Here is a 10,725-nt window from a genome sequence, read left to right on the forward strand (position 1 = left end):
CTAGGGCATGCCCTTGATCTCGTCGAGAAAATCCGAGCGGAGCAGTTGAACGGTCTCGGCGCCGATCTCCTCCAGCCGAGAAAGTTCGCGACGGCAGGCGTCGAATTCGTCCTCGACAATGAGGTTCCCGATCCGCGCCGCGGCGTACTCGAGACGCTCCGCGCCGATCATGGCCGACGAGACCTTGATGCTGCCGATCGCGTCGCGGCTGGCCTCGAAGTGCTCGGCGCCAACGGCTTCCCTGATGCGGGCGAGCCGCGTCGGCCACATGATCGCGAACCCGGACACAAACTCCAGCGCCAGGTCGTTGCGCTCGTCCAGTTCGCCGGCGAGCTCTTCGATCACGCTGCGGTTGACCAGGGCCAGCGAGTCGAGGCCTTCCAGCGCGGGTACGGCGAGCGGGGTGATGCCATCGGCGTTGCGTTTCGTCTTAGCCCATGCCGTTCGTCCGCTGAGCATCCGCGCAATCGCCCTGGGGTAGTAGAAGTAGGTGAAATAGGCGTAGAAGAGAGCGCCGATGCCGATAAAGATGCTGGCGATGATCCCGAAGTCCTCGTCGGTGATCTTGCGATAGATCGGGCCCCATGCGGCGTACGGCAGGATAAGGAACAGCAGCATCGCGACGATCGTCATCGTCAGAGTGCTGCCGGACAGGAAATTGAACTGATGCTCGCGGATTGCTAGCCAGGTCAACAACGGCACCATGAGCAGGTTGATCACCATGATCAGCGGCAGCGCCATGAAGTAGTGGATCTCCAGCAGGCCGGCGAATCGCATCTTGCGGCTGCGGCGCAGCACCGGCAGCAGGCTCGCGCACTCCATGATTCCCTGTGCCCAGCGGGTCCGTTGGGTCAGTAGCCGGCGCACGTAGGGCAGCGCCTCCTGCGAGACGTGCGCCTCGCGGACGTAGTGGTTCTTAGCGCCCATGGCGAGGATGTGCAGGCCGAGCTCGTAGTCCTCGCACAGCTTCCGGCCCCAGGGATTGCCGTGCTTCTCGGTCAGCGCGTCGAGAATGTCCAGTCGGGTGAACTGCCCGTTGCCGCCCATGCCGACGCTGCCTGCTTCGACGCGCAGCACCTGCATCGCGGAGTTGGTAGTCCGGAACTCGACATCCTGCATCCGCACGAGGTAACGACCGACCAGGTTGGCCCATCGGCCGCGCCCCGGCATTGGCCGCCGGTCATTTCGGTTTTTCATCCAGACTTCGAGCTGCGCGGCGCCGACGCCCGGGTCGCCGAACGACTCCGGCCCGGCCATGTACTCCAGCGCGTTGTCAGACAGGTAGCCATCGGCGTCGAGTACGCCGACGATGACCCGGCTGCGGTCCGTTTCGTGCCCGACGTACTCACCGACGATCCGGTACGCGCTGTTGAGTGCCTCGCCCTTGCCGATCCTGGCATTGGGCGCGACCCGTGAGATGAGGTGCACGCGTACGTCGAAGTCCATGAGACCACGCACGATCGCGGCAGTCTGGTCCTCGCTGGCATCATCGATGACCCAGACGTGTGCATGGGGAAACGACGTACGGGCGGCCGAGACAGTCGCGGCGATGACGCTCTCTTCATCGCGACAGGGGATCATCAGATGCCACTCGAAGTCGAGCGGATCGCCGGTCGAGTTTCCCTGGCGGCGTAGGTACGCCATGAGCAGCATCGAGATGTAGGTGAGCGCGCAGGCCGCCGTAAACGTGACGAGCAGCAGGCCGGCGTCACGCCACCGGTTTTCGCCCAACTGGCCGAACACGCCGGTCTCGCAGAAGAGCAGGAAAGCCGCGACGCCGTACACGACGCCAACTAAAACGAGGACGAGGTTCTTCATTAATGCCCTGAGGTACGGCGTCGGTGTGACGCGATTCGGATTAGTCGCCGCATGGCAGACCGATGGTAAAGGTGGTCCCAATCCCGGGTGTCGACTCGACCGAGAGGACGCCGCCATGCGCCTCGACGATGCGCCTCGAGATCGTTAGTCCGAGGCCTACCCCCGGGAGCGTGCTGTTGATAGCGGCTTTGGTACGGAAATACGGTGTAAAGAGTTTGGCCAAGTCGGCCTGTGACAGTCCGACGCCGGTGTCTTGCACTTCGACGTTCGCGGTGCCTGCCGCGGCGTCGGCGAAGGTCCGGACCGTGACCTTGCCGCCCTCGGGGGTGTACTTGATCGCGTTAGACACGAGGTTGTCCAGCACCTGAGCGATCCGGGCCGGGTCTACGGCGCTCTTCGGCAAGTCGACTGTTTCTGCTTGGAGTGCAATGTGACGGGCATCGGCACGCACTCGCGCGGATTCGACAGTTGCCCGTGCGAGAGCCGAGATGTCGGTGGGCACCTTCTTAAGCTGGATACTTCCGTTGATCACCTGCGCCGATGTCAGGAGGTCTTCGATGATCCGGAGCACCTGCTCGGCATTGCGGTTGATCACCTCGAGATAGCTGTTCGTCTCGTCCGATCTCGGTTCCGGATTGTCTCGTACAAGGTCGAGGTAGCCCACGATCGAGGTGATCGGCGTACGCAGCTCGTGCGATACCGCCGATACGAAGGCCTCTCGGTTGCGCGCGAGCTCCGACATGTCGGTGATGTCATTGAAGACGATGACGGCGCCCTCGCGCTCTCCACTGGCGTCGACCATCGGTTGCGCGGCCGCCGAGACGACCCTCTGGTCACTGCCGGGCTTACCGACATTCATCGTCAGCCCACTGAAGGTCTCGCCTTGAATCGCGCGATAGACCGCGCGCGCCGTGGGAACGAGTGGAGTGATGCCGTCGCGGTGGTAGATGTGGTGACCGGACTCCGTCCGGTCCGGATTGTCCGGCGGGGAGGCGAGCGCATGGATCGGCTCTTGTGCTCGGTTCTGGATGACATCGTTGCCGTCCGCGTCGACGACGACGATCCCGACACCGACGCTGTTAATGACGTTGTCCAGTAGCCGCGCGTTGCGCTCGGTCTCAGCAAGTGAGAAATGCAGGTCATGTGCCTGGTCGGTGAGCTCGCGCCGCTGAGCCAGGTATTTGGCGCGGGCCAGCACGAGCATCGCCGTGACGAGCATGATCACCAATGGCAGCAAAAGTTGACGAATGACGATGAACGGGTCTACCGACTCGGTCATCCGCAGCAGCGACGGTATGGTCGCCGCGAGCACGGTGAACGCCGTCGCGAGAATGACGCCCCGCGACTCGAATAACAGCGCCAGCCACACGGCCGGGAAGAAGCACAACAGCGAGAGAGTCGTCGTCTGGTTCGCGCCCGCATCGCGACACAGGCCGATGGCGATGAAGTCCAGTGTCGGGACGATGGCGACGTACCGAAGCGGCAACTCCTTCCACGGTGCCAAGAAGGCCGCGCCCGTCGCCACCGCGAAAATCCCAACCCCCACGAGGAACTGCGTACCGAGGAACAGGTCGGTGCGAAACAGCCCGAGAGTGATCAGCACCAGCGCGAGCGGGATCAGGAAGATGGTCTGGTGCACGTCGGCGCGACGCGGCTGTTCGATATACGTCACTTGCGTATATCGATTTAATAGTGACCCGAGCACAGCACTAGGCTACGTGACGGCGTACCTCAAATTGCCAGTACAGCGCGATATTTGATCCGTGTCCAGAGACCGGTTGGGGCAGCCAGTCACGGGCGGCGCGGCGTGGGTTACTCGACGCCGGGCAGCTTGTAGTCCGCGAACCGGGTCCGCAGGTCCTTCTTCGAGAACTTGCCGACGCTGGTCTTCGGGACCTCGTCGATGAATTCGACGGCGTCGGGCATCCACCACTTGGCGATCTTCGGCCGCAAGAAGTCGAGCAGTTCCTCGGCCGTGGCGCTCTTGCCCTCGGCCAGTACGACGCACGCCAGCGGTCGTTCATCCCATTTCGGGTGGGGGATCCCGACGATCGCGGCTTCGCGTACGGCGGGATGACCCATGAGCAGGTTTTCGATGTCCACCGACGAAATCCACTCACCACCGGACTTCACCAGATCCTTGGTGCGGTCGACGATCTTGATTGACCCGAACGGGTCGATCGCCGCAACGTCGCCGGTCGACATCCAGCCATCCGAGGTGACAAGGGTGACGCCGGCATCTGGCCTGTAGTACTCGCGCGCGGCCCATGGCCCACGGACCTGCAGGTCGCCGGTCGTCGTGTCGTCCCAGGGAAGTGGATTGATCGTGTCCGGTTCGACGATGCGGAATTCCATGCCGGGGAACGGCGTACCGGCGCGGGCCCGCAGCGGAAGCAGCTCATCCTCGGACTTGCCTTGGTCGCGTGGATCGATGATCGCGCCGGTGGCCACCGGGTTGGTCTCGGTCATGCCCCAGGCCTGCCAGACGAGGACGCCGACGGGACGCCACGCCTCGATCAACGCGGCCGGTACGGCGGATCCACCGCACAGGATGCGGTCGAGATGCGAGAAGTCGAACTGGTCGAACAACGGCACGATGCCTTGCCAGATGGTGGGTACGCCGCCGGCAAGAGTGACTTTCTCGTCTTCGATCAGCCGCGCGACGCCCGCTGGGGTCATGTCCGAGGCCGGGAAGACGATGTTGGCGCCGACCATCGGCGCCGAGTGGCAGAAACCCCACGCATTGGCGTGAAACATCGGCACGATCGGCATGACCGTGTCGGTCGGCTTTACGTCGGTGCCCGCGGTCGAGGTCGACGCCGAGGCGTGCAGCCACATCGAGCGGTGGCTGTAGACGACCCCCTTGGGGTTGCCCGTGGTGCCCGAGGTGTAGCAGATCGAGGCTGCCTGATTCTCGTCCTTGATGTCGAAGTCGGCGCGCGGCTGGTCCGCAATGAGTTCCTCGTAGTCGATAAACCGCTCGTCGTCAGGGACTTCCGGACCGTCGGCGCCCTCGGGGACGTCGTCGATTACGACGTACTTCTGGACCGTAGTGAACGTGTCGATCAGCGGCAGCAGGACCGGCAGCAGGGACCGGTCGACAAAGACGACCTCGTCCTCGGCGTGGTTGGTGATATAGGTGAGCTGCTGAGGGAACAACCGGATGTTGAGGGTGTGCAGGACGCGGCCGGTGCACGGGATGGCGTAGTAGAGCTCGAGGTGCTGCACATGGTTCCAGCAGAACGATCCGACGCGACCGTCCGCGGACACCCCGAGGGTGTCAAGCGCCGAACCGAGCCGGCGGGTGCGGTCGGCGAACTCGGCATACGTAAACCGGCTCGGCTTCGGCCCACCCGTGATGATCAAGTGATCGGGGTAGAGCTGCTCCATCCGATGGAAGATGTTGACCAGCGTAAGCGGGTAGTCCTGCATCAGTCCTTGCATGTAATCACCTGTTCGACGTAGCCGGTATGCGCCGTCGCCCCGGGTGCTTATGCAGAGGACGGTCGCGACGATGTGCGTTTAGTAATGATAAGCCGCGCGACAAATCGCCAGCCCAGCAGGAATACGGCCAACGTCACGGTCGCGACAATGATGAATGCGGTCGCCGTACCTTGCCCGACTGCGTGCCGCAAAAGCATGCCGGCGATGACCGTGACTGCCCACACTGGAATTCCTTCCACGACAGTGCGCGGCGCGCCACGCTTCCAGGAGTGCGCGACGATCCAGCCGAGTACGACACCCGCCAGGAACGGCCAGGCAGTCTCCGCGACCCCGGCCAGCGACAGTCCTTCGGCGTGGCTGATCCGACCGATCGTGGCAAACACCGCGACGAGGATGACGTCGACCAAGAAAACGACAACAGCAGGCATGCGGCAAGATTATGTCCTACGCCGACGCGGGCGGCGGACGACGTACTCTCGCTGATGCACCAACAGCCCCGCGCGACGCCGTACCACGCTTGATAAAGGATCCGATGTGAGCAAGAAGTCCGAACGCCGTAAGAAGAATGCCCAGGCCCACGCCCGGTCGATATCGAACGGTGACGTGACCGAGAAGGTGCGCACGAAGCGCGATCTGCGTCCGATGGTGGCGCGACCGTTTGCCGGCGTACCCGGTGAATGCGACTGGGTCGCGTTGCGTGAGTTGGTCCCGGCCGCGACTGCTCCGCTCACTCTTCGTGACCCGAAGTACGCCGATCGCAAGGTCGAGCTCGGCACCGTGCTGCCGATGGCGGTGCCGGCGCTGGTCCGCGATGACGGCCGGGTCGTGCTTGCCGCGCAAACCACGATCCCGTCGCCAGATGCCGGCCGCGATATCGCACATGCGCTGCTGCGCGCGATGGAGGCCGAGCCCGGCACGCTGCTGGACTACGAGGCCGCGCCGGCCTCTGGTCCGACGCTCGCCGAGATACTGTCCGACGACGCGCCGCAGGTCACGGTGCATGAGGACTTTTCCTTCTGGGTGGAGGACCTGGACTCGCAGAGCGAAGACGTCAAGCTGTCGATGCAGCGCGCTAACGAGACGGTGTTCCCGACCGCGCGGCTGAGCTCGGTCGAGGCGGCGTACTGGTGCGCGCCGGGTCCGAAGGCGCACGTGCGGTGGCCGATGCCGTACGACGAGGACGCGCTGCTCGATGCCCTGGCCCGACTCTCGGCAGCGGGGGAGCTGACGCTCGGCGAGGACACGAAGTTCGCCGGCCAGTTCCGGGCCCACGGCCTGCTCGTGCCGGTCTGGGACGTGTCAATCGATGCGCACCCGAGCGAGTTCGAGAAGCCTGCCGAGCAGCTGCTCGCGCGGGTAGAGAAGGCGCTCGCGGTCACCGATCCGCTCAACGAGGCCGAACGCCGCAGCCGCGCCGGCATCATCGGCCGCCAGGTCACGCTCCGCTAGAGCTCAAGGGGTCGCGGACGATGGGGCAGCTCATACACCGCGGCCCACCGCGGCCGCTGCCCAACTCCGAACCGGCAATCTCGATGACCTCGATGCCCGCTTCTTGAAGAGCCCGGTTGGTGTGGTGGTTGCGTTCGTACGCCATTGTCACGCGGGGTGCGATGCTGAGCGTGTTGTTGCCGTCGTCCCACTGCTCGCGCTCCGCGCCGACCTGATCCAGCCCGGTGTCGATGGTGCGGATCCGGTCGACCTGGAGCGCTTCCGCGGCGGCGACCAAGAACGGCTGCGGACCGTCCACCCGAAGCCGGCCGATCGGACCATCCGGCGCGGTCAGCGTGTAGGCGACCAGGCCATCGGCGATGTTGGGGTAGACGATCATGGCGTCCCGATCGACCATCGTGCAGACGGTGTCGAGGTGCATCGTGGCGCGGTCCTGAGCAATGGGTACGACGAGCACCTGATCGGCAAGGTCACGGGCGAAGGCTTGACGGGCGAGCCGTTCGGCGCCGGCGGGCGTCGTACGCTCCCCGACACCAACAGCGAGTACGCCGGGTCCAAGCAGCAGTACGTCGCCGCCTTCGAGCGGTTCGAGGTCCGGCGCGAACAGCAGCTCAGGGTCGTTGAACATCGGATGGTGGGCGTAGATCGCGCCGGTCAGGGACGATTCTCGCTGTCGAGCCGGCATCGCCAGCGACGTCACCGCTACCTGCTCGCGCAGCCACACCGATGAGTCGCGGGTGAACAGCGCGTTGGGCAGCGGATCGACGACGAAGTCCTGGTCGCCGAGCAGCGCGTAGGGGAGACCGACGCCGCCGGGCAGCTCCGAACGCAGCATCCCGCCGATCAGCACTTCACTCAGCTGGTCGGGATGCAGCCCGCCGAGGTGCGAACGTACGACGGCGCCAAGGTCGTCGCCGAGTCGCGGATCCCGCAGTACCGCGTCGATAGTGTCCGTTCGCGCGGCCGCCAGCTCGAGCACGTCGGTGAGCAGATCAGCGAGGTAGTACACCGAAACGCCATGCTCACGCAACCGTTCCGCGAACGCGTCGTGCTCCTCCTGGGCGCGGGCGACCCAAGGCACCCCGTCAAAGAGCAACCGATCGTTGTTACGGGGCGTGAGCCGGGAAAGCTCCGTGCCTGGGCGATGCAGGAGCACTGCGCGCAGCTGGCCGACTTCGCTGTCGACGTACGGGTCGAGGGGTCGCGAGGTCATTTGCTCAACGTACCGACTTGGGTCCAATAGCGCGGCCATTTGCGGTGATAACGTCGCGGCAGCGCCGCCAAATGCTTGCTATAGTTAGCGCTATTGCTAGCACGCCACGCTCCCCCGTGGGCATCACTGAAAGCCGAAATATCGTGTCCCTGCACTGGCCATCGTTGACCGCTGATCGCCGACAGCGCGATCTCGACTCGCTTGCATCCGGCGAGACGATCGACGTACTCGTCATTGGCGGCGGGATCACGGGCGCCGGCGTCGCTCTCGATGCGGCCAGCCGCGGGCTGTCCACGGTGCTCGTCGAGCAGTCCGACCTCGCCTCCGGGACTAGCTCCTACAGCAGCGGCCTGGTCCACGGTGGGCTGCGTTACCTCGCCAGCAGGCAGATCAACGTAGCCGTCGAGTCGGCCACCGAGCGCGGGATCCTGATGGAACGCACGGCGCCACATCTGGTGCGCAGCCTGCCCATGCTGATGCCCGACCTTGCCGATATCCCCGCCAAACGCCGTCGACTCGCTCGCCTCGGCTTCCAGGCGGGCGACCTGCTGCGCGCGTCGGTGCGCACTAATAAATCGCTATTGCCTGCGCCGCGGCGTATCTCCGGCGCGGAGGCCAAGCTGCTATTCCCGACGGTGCGCGCGGACAGTGGGCTGTTGTCGTTCGACGGGCAGCTTGAGGACGACTGCCGACTGGTGATCGCGGTCGCGCGTACGGCGGCGGCGTACGGCGCGAAGATCCTGCCCCGCGTGACGGCGCGATGGATTGCTGGTGACGGCGCCCAGGTGCGCGACGAGCTGACCGGGCTCGAGACGCGTATCAACGCGCGGTCGGTAGTCAACGCGACCGGCGTCTGGGCTGGCAAGCTCGAACCCGGTGTCCGCTTGCGTGCGCGGCGCGGTAGTCACATCATCGTGCCGACGAGCACGCTTCGCGATCCGCGTGCCGCGCTCGTCGTACCGGTCGACGGGACCTTCCACGAGCTTGTCTCGGTGCTGCCACAGAGCGATGGCACGACGTACATCGGGACGACCGACGTACTCGTCGATGACATCGGCGCACGAGTCCAGCCGACGGCGGATGACGTCGACTTCCTGCTAGCCACGGCAAACAAGGCGCTCGAGGTCGCCTTGACTCGCGACGATGTCGTCGGTCAGTTCGCGGGTCTGCGCCCGGTCACCATCGATGACGAGGGCGTCGAGGTCGACCTCTCTCGCAAGCACCAGATCAGCATTGGGGATACCGGTGCTCTTACTATCGTCGGCGGCAAGTTGACGACGTACCGGAAGATGGCCGAGGAAGCAGTCGACAAGGCGGTGGAGATCGCCGGGATTTGGGCCGCAGACTGCCAGACCCGTGCGCTGCCACTGGTCGGCGCCGCCTCGCGTGATCGGCTCGCCGAGATCAAGGCGCCGCAGCGGCTCATCGATCGATACGGCGTCGAGGCCGAACAGCTCGTCGCGCTCGCCGCGGACAACAAGGATCTTGCCGCACCTGTCGTAGCCGGTTCGCCGGTGACCCGCGCCGAGTTGGTGTTCGGCGTACAAAACGAGCTCGCGATGACGCCGGAAGACCTCGTCGATCGGCGTACCCGCCTCGGCCTGGTCGACGGTCAACGCGCTGAAGCGCTCGAGGTCGCGACCAGTCTGCTCGCACACGCCGTCTAAGCAGCACACGTCGAGCACTGGGCCGGAATTCCCCTCCAGCCACGAGCAATCAAGGCCTCGATGATCTGCGCGGCGACGCCACACGGGTCGGCCATGATCTCGTGCCAGCCGAAGCGCAGGGTCGTCCAGCCGACCTTCGCGTTGGCGTTGTCTCTGGTCCGGTCACGGAATGCCGCACGGCGGTGCGTGGCCTCACCGTCGAGCTCGACAATCAGTCCGTACGCGCGATAGATGACATCGACCCATTGCTTGGCGTTGCCGGCGTGCCGCTGACGCCTACCTTTCGGCAGCCCGTGCGCTCGCTCGACTTTACGCAGGTACTCGACCTCAAGAGGACTGTGCGCACCGTCGGCCGCGTCGCTGATCATTGCGATGATCTCGGGGCGGAACTTCACCGCACGCCTGCGATCCATCGCGGCCGCAAGCTGACGCCCGCTGGTCAAACGTTGCTGAATCGCGCGCGAGATCAGCGCAACCACGTCTTGGACTGTGCCTGAGGCGCACACGTCGAGCACCGTGTCGGCAACTGAAGTGCAACGGATCCCTTGCCGCGTCTGGGTACGACGGATTCCGACCGTTGCGCGCCGGTACTCGACGAACCACCTTCGCTGTGGTGATCGCTCGCGCGGCACCATGATCACTATCGGACGCTCGTCGTCATCAATCAGACCGAACAGTCGTGCCGCGGTGCGTCCGCACGCCACGGCGTCATCGCCGCCGGCGATATAGCCTGCCCATACGAGGGCCTTCCATGGGACATCGCTGGTGTTCGTGTAGTAGAGGCCCTTGTCGATCCGTTGCCACACATCGCCTACTAGGCGGGCAATCTGCGTCTTGGTCATACCGTTAGCCCGCAACTGCGCCGTACTCACGACCCCTGCCTGCTGGCGGGCGAGGTTGGCGATCGGGCCGGGGACGAGCCTTCGGGATGTCATACGAATGAGGCTGACGGCTGGAGTTCGCCGGCACAACCGGTCGCGTGGCGCCTGTGGATAACCTCGAATCGATTTCATGTGTAGAGAAAGGGCTCCCATAGCGCTGTCCAGTCTCGGTTGATGTGAGACACGATAAGTCCACCCAGATATGAGACACGAGCTAGCAGTGCATGTGGGGCACCCGATCACAGGTATGGAC

The 10,725-nt window shown here is 64.8% G+C and carries 8 protein-coding genes; 2 read left to right on the top strand and 6 right to left on the bottom strand.

The window, feature by feature from the left end:
* From CLV47_RS02780 to CLV47_RS02795, 4 genes are all read right to left on the bottom strand, one after another.
* On the bottom strand, window positions 1–1,818 hold the full coding sequence (locus CLV47_RS02780) for a glycosyltransferase (protein WP_106347446.1): 1,818 nt from the start codon (window positions 1,816–1,818) through the stop codon (window positions 1–3).
* A gap of 40 nt (window positions 1,819–1,858) precedes the next feature.
* Window positions 1,859–3,490, bottom strand: a complete 1,632-nt coding sequence (locus CLV47_RS02785; protein WP_106347447.1) for a sensor histidine kinase — start codon at window positions 3,488–3,490, stop codon at window positions 1,859–1,861.
* Window positions 3,491–3,630: 140 nt separating this feature from the next.
* Entirely contained in the window at window positions 3,631–5,262 is a 1,632-nt protein-coding gene (locus CLV47_RS02790; protein ID WP_106347448.1) for a long-chain fatty acid--CoA ligase, read from the bottom strand.
* A 47-nt stretch (window positions 5,263–5,309) separates the two neighbouring features.
* Window positions 5,310–5,690, bottom strand: a complete 381-nt coding sequence (locus CLV47_RS02795; RefSeq protein ID WP_106347449.1) for a DUF3054 domain-containing protein — start codon at window positions 5,688–5,690, stop codon at window positions 5,310–5,312.
* Between the two features lie 106 nt (window positions 5,691–5,796).
* Here CLV47_RS02795 and CLV47_RS02800 point away from each other — a divergent pair, with 106 nt between their 5' ends.
* Window positions 5,797–6,711, top strand: coding sequence for a DUF5926 family protein (locus CLV47_RS02800; RefSeq protein WP_202862343.1), 915 nt, complete (start codon window positions 5,797–5,799; stop codon window positions 6,709–6,711).
* Here the strand turns inward: CLV47_RS02800 and CLV47_RS02805 are convergent.
* Entirely contained in the window at window positions 6,698–7,924 is a 1,227-nt protein-coding gene (locus CLV47_RS02805; protein WP_106347450.1) for an arginine deiminase, read from the bottom strand. The two genes, CLV47_RS02800 and CLV47_RS02805, sit on opposite strands and share 14 nt — an antisense overlap.
* A gap of 116 nt (window positions 7,925–8,040) precedes the next feature.
* On the opposite strand from CLV47_RS02805, the gene CLV47_RS02810 reads away from it, so the two are divergent.
* Window positions 8,041–9,591 (top strand): glycerol-3-phosphate dehydrogenase/oxidase, encoded by a 1,551-nt coding sequence (locus tag CLV47_RS02810; protein WP_238145178.1) that lies wholly within the window; start codon window positions 8,041–8,043, stop codon window positions 9,589–9,591.
* Here CLV47_RS02810 and CLV47_RS02815 read toward each other — a convergent pair.
* Window positions 9,588–10,526 carry a type IV toxin-antitoxin system AbiEi family antitoxin domain-containing protein gene (locus CLV47_RS02815; RefSeq protein WP_170110933.1) on the bottom strand — a complete coding sequence of 313 codons (939 nt, stop codon included), beginning with the start codon at window positions 10,524–10,526 and terminating at the stop codon, window positions 9,588–9,590. The genes CLV47_RS02810 and CLV47_RS02815 overlap by 4 nt on opposite strands.
* Between the last annotated feature and the right edge of the window lie 199 nt (window positions 10,527–10,725).

Source organism: Antricoccus suffuscus, from assembly GCF_003003235.1.
GTDB classification, from domain to species: Bacteria; Actinomycetota; Actinomycetes; order Mycobacteriales; family Antricoccaceae; genus Antricoccus; species Antricoccus suffuscus.

Excerpts from the sequence above, each read along its gene's own strand:
- CLV47_RS02780 (WP_106347446.1), bottom strand. The coding sequence starts at position 1,818 with ATGAAGAACCTCGTCCTCGTTTTAGTTGGCGTCGTGTACGGCGTCGCG.
- CLV47_RS02790 (WP_106347448.1), bottom strand. The coding sequence starts at position 5,262 with ATGCAAGGACTGATGCAGGACTACCCGCTTACGCTGGTCAACATCTTC.
- CLV47_RS02795 (WP_106347449.1), bottom strand. The coding sequence starts at position 5,690 with ATGCCTGCTGTTGTCGTTTTCTTGGTCGACGTCATCCTCGTCGCGGTG.
- CLV47_RS02805 (WP_106347450.1), bottom strand. The coding sequence starts at position 7,924 with ATGACCTCGCGACCCCTCGACCCGTACGTCGACAGCGAAGTCGGCCAG.
- CLV47_RS02815 (WP_170110933.1), bottom strand. The coding sequence starts at position 10,526 with ATGACATCCCGAAGGCTCGTCCCCGGCCCGATCGCCAACCTCGCCCGC.